Annotated in this window: 14 protein-coding genes; 2 read left to right on the top strand and 12 right to left on the bottom strand. The window is 39.9% G+C overall.

Features of this window, described 5'->3' with window-relative positions:
- Positions 1-70: 70 nt before the first annotated feature.
- From EO112_RS03710 to EO112_RS03725, 4 genes are all read right to left on the bottom strand, one after another.
- Positions 71-820, bottom strand: a complete 750-nt coding sequence (locus EO112_RS03710) for a dipeptide/oligopeptide/nickel ABC transporter ATP-binding protein (protein WP_127162977.1) — start codon at positions 818-820, stop codon at positions 71-73.
- Positions 817-1,524, bottom strand: coding sequence for an ABC transporter ATP-binding protein (locus EO112_RS03715; protein WP_240629334.1), 708 nt, complete (start codon positions 1,522-1,524; stop codon positions 817-819). Before EO112_RS03715 ends, EO112_RS03710 begins: the two co-directional genes overlap by 4 nt.
- 118 nt (positions 1,525-1,642) lie before the next feature.
- Positions 1,643-2,452: an ABC transporter permease gene (locus EO112_RS03720; protein WP_127162981.1), complete on the bottom strand. Its 810-nt coding sequence runs from the start codon at positions 2,450-2,452 to the stop codon at positions 1,643-1,645.
- On the bottom strand, positions 2,449-3,387 hold the full coding sequence (locus EO112_RS03725) for an ABC transporter permease (RefSeq protein ID WP_062401117.1): 939 nt from the start codon (positions 3,385-3,387) through the stop codon (positions 2,449-2,451). The genes EO112_RS03720 and EO112_RS03725 overlap by 4 nt, the downstream gene beginning before the upstream one ends.
- A 232-nt stretch (positions 3,388-3,619) precedes the next feature.
- On the opposite strand from EO112_RS03725, the gene EO112_RS03730 reads away from it, so the two are divergent.
- Positions 3,620-5,137, top strand: coding sequence for an ABC transporter substrate-binding protein (locus EO112_RS03730; protein WP_127162983.1), 1,518 nt, complete (start codon positions 3,620-3,622; stop codon positions 5,135-5,137).
- 193 nt (positions 5,138-5,330) lie between these two features.
- On the opposite strand, the gene EO112_RS03735 is transcribed toward EO112_RS03730, so the two are convergent.
- The 7 genes from EO112_RS03735 to EO112_RS03760 form a co-directional block, all read right to left on the bottom strand.
- On the bottom strand, positions 5,331-6,845 hold the full coding sequence (locus EO112_RS03735) for an ABC transporter substrate-binding protein (protein WP_127162985.1): 1,515 nt from the start codon (positions 6,843-6,845) through the stop codon (positions 5,331-5,333).
- A gap of 377 nt (positions 6,846-7,222) precedes the next feature.
- Positions 7,223-8,518 carry an adenylosuccinate lyase gene (gene purB / locus EO112_RS03740; protein WP_009352931.1) on the bottom strand — a complete coding sequence of 432 codons (1,296 nt, stop codon included), beginning with the start codon at positions 8,516-8,518 and terminating at the stop codon, positions 7,223-7,225.
- Positions 8,519-8,882: 364 nt separating this feature from the next.
- The gene (locus EO112_RS03745) at positions 8,883-10,226 is read right to left on the bottom strand and encodes an MFS transporter (protein WP_127162987.1); all 1,344 of its coding nucleotides are present in this window, start codon (positions 10,224-10,226) and stop codon (positions 8,883-8,885) included.
- Positions 10,227-10,910: 684 nt separating this feature from the next.
- The gene (locus EO112_RS03750) at positions 10,911-11,783 is read right to left on the bottom strand and encodes a 2-oxoacid:ferredoxin oxidoreductase subunit beta (RefSeq protein WP_009352915.1); all 873 of its coding nucleotides are present in this window, start codon (positions 11,781-11,783) and stop codon (positions 10,911-10,913) included.
- Positions 11,783-13,534, bottom strand: a complete 1,752-nt coding sequence (locus tag EO112_RS03755) for a 2-oxoacid:acceptor oxidoreductase subunit alpha (RefSeq protein WP_009352980.1) — start codon at positions 13,532-13,534, stop codon at positions 11,783-11,785. The genes EO112_RS03750 and EO112_RS03755 overlap by 1 nt, the downstream gene beginning before the upstream one ends.
- Positions 13,535-14,138: 604 nt before the next feature.
- On the bottom strand, positions 14,139-14,261 hold the full coding sequence (locus tag EO112_RS08400; protein WP_255416885.1) for a hypothetical protein: 123 nt from the start codon (positions 14,259-14,261) through the stop codon (positions 14,139-14,141).
- A 3-nt stretch (positions 14,262-14,264) separates the two neighbouring features.
- Positions 14,265-14,834 carry a GntR family transcriptional regulator gene (locus EO112_RS03760; RefSeq protein ID WP_240629335.1) on the bottom strand — a complete coding sequence of 190 codons (570 nt, stop codon included), beginning with the start codon at positions 14,832-14,834 and terminating at the stop codon, positions 14,265-14,267.
- Between the two features lie 192 nt (positions 14,835-15,026).
- Here EO112_RS03760 and EO112_RS03765 point away from each other — a divergent pair, with 192 nt between their 5' ends.
- Positions 15,027-15,971 carry a diacylglycerol kinase family protein gene (locus EO112_RS03765; RefSeq protein WP_126940931.1) on the top strand — a complete coding sequence of 315 codons (945 nt, stop codon included), beginning with the start codon at positions 15,027-15,029 and terminating at the stop codon, positions 15,969-15,971.
- 63 nt (positions 15,972-16,034) lie between these two features.
- On the opposite strand, the gene EO112_RS03770 is transcribed toward EO112_RS03765, so the two are convergent.
- Positions 16,035-17,483, bottom strand: a complete 1,449-nt coding sequence (locus EO112_RS03770) for a glycosyl hydrolase family 28-related protein (protein ID WP_164723769.1) — start codon at positions 17,481-17,483, stop codon at positions 16,035-16,037.
- Between the last annotated feature and the right edge of the window lie 19 nt (positions 17,484-17,502).

Raw genomic sequence — 17,502 nt, forward strand, 5'->3', positions numbered from 1 at the left:
ATCAAAAAAAGACCACAACACTTTCCCAAGGAAATGTTGTGGTCTTTGCTACTGTATAGACGATAGCCATTTACCCACGGCTAGCTGCCAATAATTGTTTTGTATACGGATGCGTTGCCAATCCCAAATCTTTTGATGCCAAGGTTTCTACAATCGTACCCTCTTTCATCACAATAATACGATCGGTGAGAGTTTGCAAAACGCCTAGGTCATGGCTGACGAACACATAGGTAAACGGTTGCTCTTCGTAAACGTTTCGAATCAGTTCGATAACCCGTGCTTGATTGCACACATCGAGGGCACTCGTCGGCTCATCAAATAAGACAAGCTCAGCCCCGACTGCCATCATGCGGGCTAAAACCAATCGCTGTAACTGGCCTCCGCTCAATTCATGGCGGTATTTCTTCCACACCGATGTATCCAATCCCACCTTTGAAAGCCACCATTCACAGCGCTCTTTCGCCTCTTGTTTTGTGCCTATCCCAAAATTCACGCAAGGCTCTAGCATAAATTCATCTACTGCCATGCGAGGGCTAATGCTGTGAAAGGAGTTTTGGAACATCACTTGCAAGGAACGATAGAGCTCTCTCTCATTTCCTTTCCATTGGGAAACAGATTTTCCAAACAAAGAAAGATTCCCTGAAGTTGGCTCTTCTTGCAAGGATAGCAATCGCAATAAGGTACTTTTACCAGATCCACTGCCACCTGCAATTCCGATGCGCTCTCGTTCTTGCACGGACAAACTCACATCTTGCAGTGCTGTCACCGTTTCCCCTTTGCGGGTATATAGTTTGCTGACGCCCTGAACTTCTAGTATCATACTTTCACCTCCTGCAAGGACTGTAAAAGTAGTTTCGTATATTCATGTTGCGGATTCGATAAAACCTCTTCGGTCTTACCGATTTCCACTAACACACCTTCATGCATAATGCCTACGCGATCCGCCAATCTACGGGCTATCTGAATATTGTGTGTGATAAACAGCAACGTATTCCGCAATCGCTGTTGCACCTCTTCTAGGACTTTCACAATATCCTGTTGCACCAATACATCAAGAGCGCTAGTCGGTTCATCTGCAATAAGTAGTTGTGGATGTATGAGTAAACTCATAACGATGGCCACACGCTGTTGCATGCCCCCACTCAGTTGAAATGGATAGGACTCAAGCAATGCCTTTCCTCGTGGTAAGGAAACAGCCTCTAGCAGATTCAAAATATCGCCTTCATCATAGGCCTTTCCATGAGAGGCTAAGATTACTTTCATCTGTTCTCCAATGCGTTTGAATGGGTTTAAATAATTACCTGGATTTTGGTAAATCATGGCTATATGTACACCACGTACACCTTGCCATTCCTTAGGTCCATAAGTGAGCAAATTATCTCCCCCATAGTGGATGGCTCCCGTTAGGTCTGCCTGTTCTAACAAACCTAAGAGAGCTTTCGCTACAGTAGATTTTCCGGACCCACTTTCACCAATGATGGCAAAGGTTTCATTCTGTTTTAACGTGAAAGATACTTCTTTCACGACCTTTACTCCATCGTAAGAGACGGATAAATTGTCTACGCTTACTAAATCTGTATTAGTCAATGGTACTATCCTTTGTCATTACATAAGAATCAAATTGGGGCTAATATTTCGCCCTTTACACATGCCTACCATCTTGTAAGGCATCACTAATGTAATTTAATAACACAACAGTGATAAAAATTGCTAACCCTGGATAGATCAACAGCCAAGGCGCTGTTTGCAAGAAATCTCGAGCATTCAGCAAGATAGCACCCCATTCTGGTGTAGGCGGTTGTACACCAATGCCGATCAGGGAAAAGCTTGCCACCGTAATAATCGTGTCCCCCATATTTTGAATGATGACCAACAATAGAGTCCCTCGAAGATTGGGAATCATGTAGCGACGGATAATGCGCCACAAGGAAGCCCCAGACATACGTGCTACAACCACATATTGTGCTTGTTTTTCCAAATTCACCAAGTTCCGCGTAATCTTTGCGTATTCTGCCCAACGAGTTAAGCACAGTGAAATGATAATATTTTCCACAGACGGCCCCAATATACCGATACAGGCAATAGCCACAATCATGCTAGGGAACCCTAGTAACATATCGATGCAACGTGATCCCAATTCATCAATATACCAAGGACTCATACTTAGCAAACCACCGATACAAATACCAATGATACTGCTAATGGCAATGATGGATATGGCTATGAACAACGAATCTTGTCCGCCCCATAATATCCGTGAAAGTACATCACGCCCCAATTGGTCCGTGCCTAATAAATGCGTTGCACTTATATCTTGTAATCTAGCTCCTAAATTTGTCTCATTAGGGTCAAAGGGCGCTAACTGAGAACCAAATAGAAAGAGTCCCATCCAAAGTATAGTCAGTAAAATGGCCCCTAAGAGCACCTTATCTTGTTTCCATATACGAATCATGGGCGCCCTCCATATCTTCTTTCAGGATGAAGTAAGTACATCCATATATCCACCGATGTATTGACCACCACATAGACTAGAGAAATCCATACGATATAACTTTGAATCACAATATAATCACGACTAATAATACCATGCACCATGAGTTGGCCCATCCCTTTGACAGAAAATACCGTTTCAATCACTGCAGAACCGCCCAACATAGCGCCGGTCGTAATCCCTAACATGGATAACAGCACAAGGCGCACTTGAGGAATGATGTAATCACGATAGATATATGCAGTACGTATACCCATCGTTTTTGCTCCTATCACCGGCAACGATGCATACGCTTGCACCACTGCATTGCGAACGCGACGAATGTATAAGCCACAAAACCAAATCGCCAAGGTAATACTCGGCAACACGTAAGCACTTAACCCCTTCGTATTTGTCACAGAGAAAATAGGAATCTTCACAGCTAGCGCATATAATAACAACAATCCTACCCAAAATGCTGGTACTGCCAATGCTAGAAAAGATACTATACGCACCACATAGTCGACCCAAGTATCTTTATAATGCGCTGCCAGTCCTCCTAACCCTATCGATAGGATACTGCCTAAACCAATGGAAACCGCCACCAAGGATAAGGTCCTTGGCAAAGCACTTTGCAACAAATCTACAACGGGTACATTCAGGAAGATAGACTGCCCAAAATCTCCATGTAACATTTGCCACAACCAACGACCATATTGTATATACCAAGGATCATTAAGGCCTAACTCTTGTCGAATTTGTTCCACTATAGTGGGATCTGGTGTCATACCTTGCAGATAAAACCGTGCCGACACTGGATCTACAGAAGACATTTGCATTAAGAGAAACGTTCCCAATGTGACTGCCAATAATACACCTACCATAGATGCCAATTTATATAATAATACCCGTACCATATCAATCCACCTTTCTTATATACATTCTCTATTAAAGTATATAGGATAGGGCCTCTCTTTGTAAATATAACATTTTTATTTTATTCCTCATATCTGATTAAATATATAATTGCAAAAGCATTTAGCAACTTATACACTTCCAATATATATCCGCTTTTATGAGAATCATTGTCTTTTATAGAAAAATACAGTATAATATAGTTATTATTAAGTTTTTTTATAAGGAGGATATATGAAAAAATGGGTTGCACTAGCAATGACGCTGTTTGTTGCTATCGGTTTAATTGCTGGCTGTGGTTCTAATGAATCAAGCAAAACTGGCAAGCATTTGAATCTTGGTTTATATTGGTTTGGTGAAACATTGAACCCTACACATGAATGGGATGCGTGGACATTGACACGAATCGGTGCGGGTGAAACGTTGGCAACGGTAAGTTCAGATATGAAATTTGAACCTCAGTTAGCCGATTCCTGGGAAGTGGTGGATCCTTTAACATGGAAATTCCATATTCGTGAAAACGTAAAATTCCATAATGGTTCTATGATGACGCCTATGGCGGTAAAAGCATCTATTGAACGTACAATCGCCGAGAGCAAGCGTTCCAAAGAAGCTGTAAAGATAGACTCTATTACAGTGGATGGTCAAAATCTAATTATTAAAACAACAGAGCCAAATGTTGATTTACTAGCTAGTTTAACTGAACCTGCTTTTGTCATCGTAGATGTACAAGGTACAACAGATATGGATAATGCGCCAATTTTGACTGGTCCTTACAAAATTGTAAAACATGCGAAAAAAGAAGAAATTCAGTTGGATCAGTTCAAAGAATACTGGGGTGGAACACCTGCTTTAGATTCTTTAACAGTTAAAGATCTAGAAGATAATAATAAACGTGCTATGGCTCTACAGTCTAAAGATGTAGATATGATCCAAAAGGTAGATAGTGCTAATCGAAGTTTATTTGAAAAGGGTGATTATAACATCATTGAGACCGCAGGGGTTCGCACATATATGCTACAGTTGAATGTCCGTGAAGGCAATGTATTATCAAATCCAACCGTACGAGCAGCTATCGCAAATATGATCGATTATGATGCATTAGCAAAAGTAATCGGTAATGGTGCCGTTACTGGAGGTGCGCCATTCCCTCCAACAGCCAACCTAGGCTTTGACGAGCTAAAAAATAAACAACATAAAGATTTAGCTAAAGCAGATGAATTACTAAAACAAGCTGGTTACACAAAACAAGGTGATACCTACATGAAAGATGGCAAACCATTACACTTAGTGCTAGCTCTTTTTGGTAAAGATAGTAGCGTTTACGAAAAACTTCAAGATGATTTAAAACGAGCTGGTGTTGAAGTCGAATTAAAACGTGTACAAGGTCCTGATGAATTATTAACTTTAGCTCCTAATGGTTTTGATATGGGAGAAACAAACTGGGTAACAATGTCCACAAATGATCCATATTGGTTCCTTAGCCTAGCTTTCAAAAGTGGTGCCAAATCCAATCGTGGCGACTATTCGAATCCGAAGGTTGATGAGTTAATTAATAAAATGACAACCACATTTAACGAAGAAAAACGCACAGCGATTGTCAAGGATATTCAAAATGTGTTGCTAGAAGATAACGCTGGTTATTTCTTATACTATCCAAGTGCCAATGTAGTAACAACAAAACGAGTAAAAAATGTGAAAGTATTCCCTATTGACTACTATGTGATTACAAAAGACACCACTGTAGAATAAAGGTATACTATGTTCAGTTTCTTGCATATAAGAGCTGTCTAAAATGTAACTATAAAAAATAAAAAGAAACATAAGTGAGATGCATGATATATAACTGATTTCAGGTATAACAAAGTAGCCTCACTTATGTTTCTTTTTTATAGTTTTACGTTTCTCATCAAAAGGACATCATGAATAAAATTTGCTAAGATATTTAGTCAACAGTAATATCCTTCGTCATTAAATAGTAATCGATTGGGAATGCTTGTGCATTGTGAACGCGTTTGCTTGTTACCACAGAGGATACTGGGTAGTACAGGAAGTAAGCCGCATTATCTTGAATTAATATGTTTTGGATTTCTTTTGTAATGTTACGACGTTCTTCTGCATCAAAGGTATTTGTCATTTTGTCCAACAATGCATCTACACGAGGATTAGAGTACTCACCACGGTTTGCTTTCGTACCTGTTGCAAATAAAGCAGATAAGAAACGGAATGGGTCATTACTTGTTAAGGTAGACCAGTTATTTTCACCCATAGTTAAATTGTCGGTAGCACCGCCTAAGACATCATCAGCGCTTTGTACACGTTTTAACTCTACTTGTACACCAGCAGCTTTTAAGTCAGATTGGATCTTTTCATAGGATACAGTGTCTTTACCCCATACACCCATTGTTAATTGCAATGGTTGACCATCTTTTGTGTATACGTCGCCCTCTTTTGTGTAACCAGCTTGTTTTAACAATTCATCTGCTTTTGCTAAGTCTAGATGTTGTTTGTTTGGTAAGCTATCGAAGCCTAAGTTCGCTGTTGGAGGGAATGTAGCACCTCCTGGAATAGCACCATTGCCCAATGCTTTTGCCAATCCTTCATAGTCGATCATATAAGAGATAGCTGCACGCACCATTGTATTCGCTAATGGAGAACCTTCTTTCATGTTGATTTGTAACATGTGTGTACGAACACCCGCTACTTCTAACAAATTGTAGTCTTTATTTTCGAATAAGCCACGGTTAGCACCATCTACTTTTTGAATGATATCTACTTCTTTAGATTGTAATGCCATAGCACGTTTGCTGTTGTCTTCGATGTTTTTAACTGTTAATGTATCTAAACCAGGTGTGCCACCCCAATACTCTTTATGTTGTTCTAGTTGAATTTCTTCTTGTTTTGTATGTTTCACGATTTTGTAAGGACCTGTTAAGATTGGTGCATTTTCCATATCTTTTGTGTCCGCAACATCCACGATAACAAAAGCAGGTTCTGTTAAGTCTGCCAATAAATGCGCATTTGGCTCTGTTGTTTTGAAGATCAAGTTTTGACCATCCACAGTGATACTTTCAATTTTGATGGCATCCTTAGAACGTTTGCTATTAGCAATGGTTCTTTCGATGGATGCTTTCACCATATCTGGAGTCATCACAACTCCATTATGGAATTTTACATTTTCACGGATATGGAATTTCCAAGTCAATGGATCCACATTTTCCCAAGAATCTGCCAATTGTGGTTGAAATGTCATATCTTTGTCTACTGTCGCCAATGTTTCACCGGCACCAATACGAGTCAATGTCCACGCATCCCATTCATGCGTTGGGTCTAACGTTTCTCCAAACCAGAATAAACCTAAGCCTGCGTGTTTTCCGCTTTTACTAGTATCGGAACCGCAACCAGCTAATAACCCTAACGCAACGACTAACGTCATCGCCAGTACTAACCAACGTTTCATACATCCTCCTTTTACACATGCCTACCATCTTGTGAGGCATCACTAATGTAATAACACAACGGTGATACAATCCACCCTTCCTATATACTCTGTCTTCTAGTATATAGGGTATGGCCTCTATTTGTAAATATTCCAATTATGAAATTAATGCATAACTATTCCCCTAGTATAAGTGATAGAATGTTCATTTATATATGTTTATAATTGTTTTTATGAATATGATATATGAATTTTATTTCTTTATATTGTATGAGTATGTATTTATGATGTTATATGCAACGTAAAAAAAGGACGGTGGTCACCGTCCTTTTTTGTCTAACACCATGTTTAAGTTAATGCTTAGTTTTACTATCCTAATTATATACCCGCATCCCTCATTATAATCCAAAGCGAGCCATAATGGTATCTACATGACGTAATAATGGTGTTGGATCAAAGCAAGCATCAATTTCTTCTGCACTTAGGTATTTTGCAATCTCTGGATCAGATTTTAATCCTGTAGCGAAGTCTTTACCTTCCAACCAACGAGCCATAGCATGACGTTGCACCCACCGATAGGCTTCATCACGAACAGCCCCTTTATCCACCAAATGCGTTAAAATCGTTTGGCTAAATACAAGGCCACCTGTTAAGTTCAAGTTTTTCATCATATTTTCAGGATATACCAATAATTTATCTACCGTACGAGTGGCTAGATGAATCATATAATCTAATGTAATTGTCGCATCTGGTAAAATCACACGCTCTACAGAGCTGTGAGAAATATCGCGCTCATGCCATAAAGCTTGGTCTTCAAAGGCTGCTTGTGCGTGACCACGTAAGATACGAGCTAAGCCACAAATTCTTTCACACGTAATTGGATTGCGTTTATGCGGCATCGCAGAGGAACCTTTTTGTTTTGGGCTAAAATATTCTTCCGCTTCACGGACTTCTGTACGCTGTAAGTGACGAATTTCTAAAGCGATACGGTCCAAGGTACCGCCGATAACAGCAATCATAGACAACAATTCTGCATGACGATCACGAGATACCACCTGTGTAGCTACTTTCACTGGTTCTAGGCCCAATTTTTCGCATACATATTGTTCCACAAATGGATCGATATTGGAGTACGTGCCTACAGCGCCAGACAATTTACCTACCGCTACGGATTGACGAGCCTGTTCTAAACGAGCAATGTCACGATCAATTTCGGACATCCAGTTCACCAGTTTCACACCAAATGTAATCGGTTCCCCATGAATACCATGCGTACGGCCAATCATCGGCGTATATTTGAACTCTACCGCACGGCGAGCTAGGACCTCACGGAAATTACGCAAGCCTTTTAACAACAAGTCGCAAGCTTGTTTCATCATATATCCCAAGGCCGTATCTTTTACATCTGTGGACGTTAAACCAAGATGAATGTATTTCGCAAACTCAGGTCCTACGTATTCGCCTACAGCAGTGACAAAGGAAATAATGTCATGATTCGTTTCTCGTTCAATCTCACGAATCCGTTCTACTTGAAAGTCCCCTTTTTCACGAATCGCTACGGCCGCTTCTTTTGGGATAATCCCCAATTCTGCCTGCGCTTCCGATGCCAAAATTTCAACTAATAGCATCGTATCGAACTCATTCCGTTCACTCCAAATATGTCCCATCTCTTCACGAGTGTAGCGATTAATCATACTATAACTCCTTTATCTAATCCGTTTCCTTATAGAAATATTTTATTATCCATTGTACATCCCCTTAGGGCATTCTATATTACTTTATCATTATACAAAAATCAGGGCCAACTGTCAGCTATTAGTTCGTGATCCCACAAGTACAAAGTGGTTGTCAACTAATAGTTAACAACCACTTAGCAGCAGAAACCACTCTATCAACTCTCTTACTATATCAAACTAGCACATGGCAAGAACAGCCACATCACCTCTAAAAACTACCCTACGTGAAAGTTTTTAGAAACAACATGGCTATTCTAATCAATCTCTATGCACTACTATTCGTTATCTCATGATGAAAAAACCATAATCAAGTACATGTGCATTATATACTCTTTTTATTCCATCCAGCAGGAATCGCCCCAACCAAGCAAATAATACCAAACACAACTAATGCGATAGTACTGTTATACTCCATCATTTGCAGCGCCGTTCTTCCTTCTATTGTATACGCAAGAATAATCCCTATAAGCGCCATACTCAATGTCTGCCCCAATAGCCGCACCGTGGAAATGGTAGACGACGCAAAACCAATGTACTCTTTCGGTACAGAGCTCATAATTAGATTATTATTCGGCGGTGCAAAGCAACTAACTCCAATACCAACAACAGCTAAGCTCACCATAATGATTGTCATGCTTTCAGTGAAAGTGCCATACGCCATAGCTAGTAAACCTACACCGATGAGTACCATGCCCCAACGAGCAAATACTGCGGGATTATATCGATCAGACAGTGCGCCCATACGAGGTGCCAAGAACACCATAATTCCGGTTTGTATGCACAAAATCAATCCTGTCATACGAGAATCAAATCCCATAATCATTTGTAAAAATAAAGATAATACAAAGCCTACACCAAAGGTGGCACTAAAGTTCATCATCGCAGCTATACTGGACATCGTAAATACTATATTAGACAAAAACATTCTAACTGGTATAAGTGGATCTTTACTATTCCACTCTACATAACCTAATAGGCATAATGCTAGCATACCAGCTCCAACAGCATAGGCACTCCACCAAAATCGAACCCATTCCGTAATACCAATCATCACTGCACTGATACCCAAGGCATATAAAAGTAAACTTCTCGTAGAAATACTACCATCTGGTGTATGTACCCATTCCTCATGCAAAGAGCGAAAAGCCATCACATTTGCTACAACACCTACTAAGGTAGTAAACACAAAAATACTGCGCCAACCATAATAATAATTTAGAAATCCACCTACGGCCGGCCCCAAGGATAATCCCAAATAGACCATACCTCCGATCATACCAAATGCATAACCGCGCCGTTCTAATGGTACTGATAAAGTTAAAATAGACATAGACGTAGTATATACAACCCCTAAGGCAATTCCTTGCAAGGCTCGATACACCGTCAGCATCTCTACTGAGCCAACAAAGCACATAAACCCAGATATCATCGTAAATACAATACTACCTATATAAAATAGCTTGCGCTTTCCATAGATATCCGCTAGTTTACCAGCAGGAATCACCGCCACCGTACAGCACAGTAAAAAAGATTCCACCACCCATGCCATATCATTCGTAGTAGCCCCAAACTCTTGCATCATATCTGGAAAAGACATCGTGAGAGAGCTCGATACAAACGGATTTAAAAACGCCGCTACCATCATCGTATATAAAACAGATTTCATCTAATTATCACTCCTCGTTTCTAATGTACTCACATTATAGCAACATAAATGAAATTTTGAAAGTAAGCGAAACCTACAAACAATACTATTCTATGAACTGAGCCTATTTCGTCAATTCCCCCAAGTAAGAGTTTAATATTCTTATGACATCAAACCTGACTTATGCTATACTAGAGATACAAGTTGATTAAGTTCCATTGGGACGACGAAACCTCACAGTTGCAGCTGTGGGATTTCTGCTTTTTTTAGATGACAATTCTTTCTAAGCATGATATAATTTAGTTGACAACAAGTTGACTAGTTCCATGGGAACAACAAACCCCCACAGCGGCTACTGTGGGGGTTCTGCTTTTTAAAGAGAGCTACCTCTAGATTGGGTTAGTTACCTTTAAACCATCTGTCTAACCACTTGCAGAAATATTGACTGATTATTCCTGCCACAACAGAGATTAACAAGTTGACTAGTATTTCCATGAATTCACCCCCTTCCTGTCACCAGTATCGGGGAGGTAACATCTACAGTATAGCAAAAATTCACAAACTATAAAACAACATATCTCCTCTCGGAGTATTATATGCAAAAGAAAAGCCGTATAACTTCAAGAAAACTTTCGCGTAGGGCAGTTTTCTGAAGTTGTACGGCTTTTCGCCACATTTCATATCCTCAAACGAGATATGTTGTTTCTATTTAAACTCGTTGCAAAGAGATGCAAACATCTCTGCATCTGGTTTCACCACATCATGTACTAATGCACGCGCATGTGGACCACCGTTGGCAGCATATAATGCTTGTTCAAAGGATGGTTTTGTTGTATCTTGATAAATCAAGCCTGTTACAAGACCATTGGTTTCACCTAACATAGCAAATGCTTCTGCACGGTTTGTTGGATCGTAACCTTCTGGCAAGTTTACCAGATTATCTTTGAAGTAATCATAGCCATTTTGTTTATTGTACGTTACGCAAGGGCTGAACACGTTAATGAAAGAGAATCCTTCGTGTTGCATACCTTGTTTAATTAAATCCACCAATTGTGCACGGTTTACCATGTAACTTTGTGCTACGAAAGTAGCACCAGAAGCAATGGCTGTTTCACAGATTGGCAATGGACTTTCAAAAGAACCATGTGGAGACGTTTTTGTCACAAAACCCACGTCAGAACGAGGAGATGTTTGACCTTTGGTTAAACCATATACATGGTTATCCATAACCACATACGTAATATTTACATTACGTTTGAACGCATGGATCGTATGACCCATACCGATAGCAAAGGCATCACCGTCACCACCACAAACCACAACGTTCATATCTTCATTTGCTAATTTCACACCTTGTGCATAAGGAAGTGCACGACCATGTGTAGTATGCGCACCATAGGCATAGAAGTAACCACCGATACGGCTAGAACAACCGATACCAGAGATAACAGCCAATTTTTCAGGCGCAATATCAAGAGCAGCTACTGCATCAGCGATGGCTGCTTGTACCCCATAATGACCACAACCTGGACACCAGTTAGGGCGGATATCATTTCTATATTCATTTGCTGTAGCCATTATAAAACCTCCTTAATTGCCGCTTTTACATAAGATGTTGTAAATGGATTACCATCATATTTTAAGCAACTAGAAAGTTTTTCTTTATTCGGCATGTTGATGCGGAATAAGTTAGTCAATTGACCTGTAGCATTTTGTTCGCAGATCACAACTTTTTTAGCACTGTTATAGAATGGTAGCAATTGTTCTTTCGGGAATGGTTTAATCAAGCGAAGTTGTAAATGGTTCACTTTATGGCCTTCTGCCTCTAATTCCACCACAGCTTCTTCAATAGCACCACGGCTAGAGTTAATACCGATGACAAGAACATCTGCTTCCTCATGTTTTGCATTGTTTAAGAATGGTTCATATACATCTGCTACTGTAGATAATTTACGGAAACGTTTATCTGTTTGTGCCACGTGCATAGAAGGTGCTTCTGCCGGTTTACCTTCTTCGTTATGCTCTAGACCAGTAGACAAGAATAGACCATTTTTCATACCTGGGATAGTACGAGGGGAAATACCACTTTCAGTAATTTCAAAACGTTTGAAATATTTAGGATTTTCCAATGCTGGCAACTCTTCTTCTTTCATCAAATTACCACGTTCAATACCAACACGGTTCAAATCGAATGTTGGTACAGATTGTTTATTCAAGCCTTGTTGTAAATCAGGCATGAAAATAACTGGACATTGGTATTGTTCTGCCAAGTTGAAGGCATGTTGAATTTCGTAGAAACATTCTTCAATGCTTGTAGGTGCGATAACGATATTGGAATAATCGCCATGCGCATTGTAGCAAGCTGCATCGATATCGGATGTTTCTACTTTTGTAGCCATGCCTGTAGATGGGCCAGAACGTTGTACATCGATGATAAGCATTGGCAATTCAGCCATAGATGCCATGGATAAAGACTCCGCCATCAAGCTCAAGCCAGGGCCAGATGTACATGTAAAGCCACGAACACCAGCGTATACACCACCCATAGCCATCATACATGCCGCAATCTCATCTTCTGTTTGTACCACAGTAGAACCAACTTTATCCATTTTCTTAATCATGTATTCCATTACTTCAGAAGCCGGTGTAATTGGGTAGGACGCCATAAAACGGGATCCCGCTGCAATCGCACCTAATGCTAAGGCTTCATTACCAAGTAAGAACATTTGATCTTTTGGTGTTGGTTTGTCCAATGTATCTACTTCTACATCACCCAATTGTTCTTTTACAAGATCATAACCCAATTGGAATGCTTGTAAGTTTTTGTTAATAATATCTTCGGATTTTTTCGCAAAGCGAGCTTTAATAGCTGTTAAGAATAATTCTGTTTCAAAGCCTAATAAGGCAACAGACATCCCCAATGCTACGATGTTACGCATCAACAAGGAACCTTGTTGTAATGCCGTTTCAGAAATTGGCAAGGCCAAACAAGTCACACCTGTGCCTGTGAAAGCTTCAAAATTAGGATTTACTTTGCTATCGCAAATGATAAAGCCACCTTCACGCACTTCTTTACCGTGCATATCTACAGTTTCTTGGTCAAGCGCTACCAAGAAATCGATATGCTCGCCTACTGTCATAATTTGTTCTAATGCGATACGTAATGCAAATGTTGTATGACCACCTTTGATACGAGATGCAAACAAACGTTGGCTGTACAAGGAATAACCTTCTTTGGCAAGAATAGTAGCTAAAATTTCGCCACAGCTTTCAATACCTTCACCTTGCTGACCGCCCATTTTCCAGATAAAATCTTTACGTTTTTGCAAGAGATTCACCCTCCTTAGGATTGTAATATAGGACCACAGAAAGACTGTTATTTATTAAGTGTTTTCGATACACATCAATCTCTCAAAGTTCATCTTTAATAATAGCATTTTTACCGTTTTTCATCAATCATATTCCCTATATTTATAAACTATTTTTGCGCCACTTAAAGACTATTTATACATCTATTTTCTAAACATATATAATACTCTCTATATATAGACATTCCCTATAAGCAAAAAAATACAAAAACCTCGGCCAAGAGAATACAGCCGAGGTCTTTGTATTTGAGAAAAAAGAGAGAGAACATTTGAAATAGCTTCAAATGTTTTGTTGGGGCAATGGGGGGCGCCCCTTCGGTAAAAGTAGGGTCTTTTACCTGGGAAGGTATAAGATAAACCCTTCCCTATTGTAAGTTAGGTAGATAAAGAGAGAGATCTTTATCTAGCAAAGGTAGTGTGAACCCTTTGCCTGAGTTATTATAGCAAATGATACTTTAAAAGTAAACACATGAACCATAAATTTAAAGCTTTTTTATATATTTTTTACATATAACATTATAAAATATTTATATTATAGCCTATTAATATTCTTTCAATAGGATATTTACTTCTCTTTCTGTTTTGCCAATAACTCTGCATGAGCCTTTTTAAATACAAACGCATTCCGTACATGAGCTCGCATTCGTTCTTCTGCCAGCTGTCCATTGCGATCATGGATAGCTTCCATAATTTATTGATGTTCTAGGTCACAAGAGATTGTTCGAGTTTTATCTGATGTACTGATGTACATATCGCGATTGACCATTTCCCGAAAATCTGCTAGATAATCTGCTACACGATCATTTCCAGAAAATTCTGCAATTAACGTATGAAAGCGACTATTAATAGCTACCCGTTCTTCTGGATCTTCCGTGTGAATCCCTGCATCGCACACTTCTTGTAACTCTACTAGTTGCTCCTCTGTGCATCGTTCTGCACAAAGTCTAGCACCCAAGCCTTCCATTACTTCACGACATTGATACATGGCTACAATCTCTTCTGGAGAATAACCTTTTACCGTCACACCTTTCCATGGCTTGATAACCACCAAATTATCTTTCGCTAATTTACGAAATGCTTCACGTACCGGTGTGGCACTCACATTTAATTGCTCTGCAATACGCACTTCACTTAATTTCATTTTTGGCTTTAAAGAACCCGTTAAAATGGCTTGCTTTAGCGACATATATACTTGCTCACTCAACGGCAGTCGCCCAATTGAGTCAATACTATGCAAACGATACTCTTCCGTCTTATCCATCAAATCCCCCTCCAGGATGTTACTTTTCTATATTTTCACCTAGTCTGGCATACGTAACACATTTCTTTCATTATACGTGAAGTAGGTCCTAAAAATCAATGAAATCTACAGAAACAACCCTTTCCCACAATTAAATTTCCTATGCTATAATAGTAATAACTACTATATTTATGTTTAACATAGGAATCAACCATGAGTCGTTGTCTAATTATTATAAACCCTGTATCAGGTGGCGGTCGGGCTCGCCGATACGTAATGGAACTACAATGGCAACTAAGCGCGCTCTTTGATCGCTTAGAAGTAAAATTTACCCGACAATCCGGCGACGCCACCCGCTTCGCCATCGAAGCCTCCAACGAAGGGTTCGATGCTATCTTTTGTATGGGCGGTGATGGCACCATCAATGAAACTGTCAATGGTATTGTGAAAGCTGGCTGTCGCTCCAAATTCGGTTTCATTCCCCTTGGCACTGTCAACGATATGAGCCGTGCTCTGGGCATCCCCTTACAACCATTAGAAGCTATTCACGGCTTAAAAAATAGTACCATCCGCCATGTCGATGTAGGTCGTTGTAACGATTCGTTTTTTTGCAACAATATCGCCATTGGAGTCATCCCTGAGGTTGTAGCCTCTGTCACGCCAAAAGAAAAACAATTACTGGGCCCCTTAGCCTACTTTGCCAAAGGTGGACAAGCTTTATTTACAACCAAGGATTATAAGTTCCGCATCACTACCGAAGAAGGGACCCAAGAATTTATGTCCCCATTGGTCATCGCCTTATTGACCAATGTGGTATCTAGCTTTGAACATTTTATGCCTACTGCTTCCGTAGATGATGGGTATATGCGGATTATTATTTTCAAAGAATACTTCATCATGAACCTATTCTTCATCTTGCCACTCATTCTAAGTGGTTCTATTTATAATTCAAAATATGTAACCATATTAAAAGTCAAACAAGCTCGCATCGAAGTGTGTGACACCATGGATGCGTCCACCAATATGGATGGCGATATCGGACCTGATGCACCAGTAGACTTAGAAGTATTGCCTAAGTTTTTACAAGTCTACGTACCTAATAAGCGCCGCAAAAAAACACAGGGATTATTCTACAATCCATTACAAAAACAAATCTAATCTCAAGAGATAAAATACTTATAGCAAAGGAGAGTTGATACATCAACTCTCCTTTATTATTTGTTAATTTAGGGGCTCTACAGTAGTATGAATCCATTCTGTAGGACTATTTCGTCTGTTTCCTATATCTATTTGTTGTGCAATCCCTCGCAGTTGAGTATCTCGTACCACAATATCACGAATGCCGCCTCCTATGGTTGTAGTCTCACGAACACGCATAGCGAGTAGTACATCTTCCATAGTCAATCCTTGTAAATACATATGTTGAATCCAAGTATTTCCTGTATTAGTAAAGACAATGCCTACACGACTATGATGAATCTGTAAATTGTACGCATTCCACTGCTCCGTTACACTGGATCCTACAGGGTGTCCTGCTAATACCACAATCCCTTGTTGCATACGTTCCATCACAAGATTCTGTGTCAGTAACCCTACACCATCCCAATGTAAGCCATCACCACTGTGCCTACCTTCCATACGCACCTCTTGGATGCTTAGTTGATCCACTTGTGTAGCCTCCACCATATGAGCTGATGCATTTCTTAACACCGTATTTTTCAGAAAAATATCCTTACCATGATGGATAACCACTAAAGAAGACCGTGTAGAATTACCTTTTTCATAACTAGCCCCTCTACGCATAGCAGCTTGTACTTCCGACTTACTTAATAAACCAGTATGATCAAGCACATCTTGCGTCACTGCATCCGCTTCAGGTGTATTCTCCTCTTGTAAAAGGTCTTCTTTCCATCCATATCCATCAATAGTACCACCACGAATGACAACGTTTTCGATAGGTCCTTGCTCATCGCCTTCTAACTGTAAAAGTCCTAAATATGGCGTACCTCCTGTCACCACATAATTAGGTTTCACAAAGGCAGAGCTATTATTAACCGCCATCAGTACAGCATCCTCATCTAATTCTAAGGTCATATAACTGTGCAAGAATAGCGTTCCTGTGAGATATACACCTTTACTAATATGTAAGATACCTCCCGCTGGGGTATCACGTATCGCTTTTTGTAACGCTAACGTATTGTCCGTGATTCCATCTCCTACTGCGCCATAGGCGGTAGCCTCTAAACGCGGTTCTTGAGGTAATGTTTTGACTGGTATCTTGGAAGAATCAAACAAGGTAGAGCCCGTATCATCTACAGCTTTTACTTGCACTAAGTATACTGTATCAGATTCTAGTCCCTTCAACTCTATTCTAGGAATGATAGATACGTCCTTTGCACTAGGACGAATTTCTTTCACTTTTTCTTGATTAACGTAAATATCATATCCCACCAATCGTTCATCATTTACTGGATTCCAAGCTAAAGAGATAGTTGTACTAGTTGTGCCTAACTTAGGGATTTGCAATTCAAAATCGCCTGCTTCTACCACATATTTCGTCACCGGCGTTGTATATTTCACATACATATTCCAGCCTAATCCTAGCAAAGCCAAGATTAGACTCAATCCTATGGCCCACCACCCATAGGTTCTATATCGCTTTTGTTTCATTATGTCCATCCTGTTCTCA

The sequence above is a fragment of the Veillonella sp. VA141 genome (genome assembly GCF_003992175.1).
Classification (GTDB): domain Bacteria; phylum Bacillota; class Negativicutes; order Veillonellales; family Veillonellaceae; genus F0422.

Bases quoted from the DNA above. Each gene is read 5' to 3' on its own strand.
- EO112_RS03710 (WP_127162977.1), bottom strand. From the start codon at position 820: ATGATACTAGAAGTTCAGGGCGTCAGCAAACTATATACCCGCAAAGGG.
- EO112_RS03720 (WP_127162981.1), bottom strand. From the start codon at position 2,452: ATGATTCGTATATGGAAACAAGATAAGGTGCTCTTAGGGGCCATTTTA.
- EO112_RS03725 (WP_062401117.1), bottom strand. From the start codon at position 3,387: ATGGTACGGGTATTATTATATAAATTGGCATCTATGGTAGGTGTATTA.
- EO112_RS03730 (WP_127162983.1), top strand. From the start codon at position 3,620: ATGAAAAAATGGGTTGCACTAGCAATGACGCTGTTTGTTGCTATCGGT.
- EO112_RS03735 (WP_127162985.1), bottom strand. From the start codon at position 6,845: ATGAAACGTTGGTTAGTACTGGCGATGACGTTAGTCGTTGCGTTAGGG.
- purB (WP_009352931.1), bottom strand. From the start codon at position 8,518: ATGATTAATCGCTACACTCGTGAAGAGATGGGACATATTTGGAGTGAA.
- EO112_RS03745 (WP_127162987.1), bottom strand. From the start codon at position 10,226: ATGAAATCTGTTTTATATACGATGATGGTAGCGGCGTTTTTAAATCCG.
- EO112_RS03750 (WP_009352915.1), bottom strand. From the start codon at position 11,783: ATGGCTACAGCAAATGAATATAGAAATGATATCCGCCCTAACTGGTGT.
- EO112_RS08400 (WP_255416885.1), bottom strand. From the start codon at position 14,261: ATGGAAGCTATCCATGATCGCAATGGACAGCTGGCAGAAGAACGAATG.
- EO112_RS03760 (WP_240629335.1), bottom strand. From the start codon at position 14,834: ATGGATAAGACGGAAGAGTATCGTTTGCATAGTATTGACTCAATTGGG.
- EO112_RS03765 (WP_126940931.1), top strand. From the start codon at position 15,027: ATGAGTCGTTGTCTAATTATTATAAACCCTGTATCAGGTGGCGGTCGG.
- EO112_RS03770 (WP_164723769.1), bottom strand. From the start codon at position 17,483: ATGAAACAAAAGCGATATAGAACCTATGGGTGGTGGGCCATAGGATTG.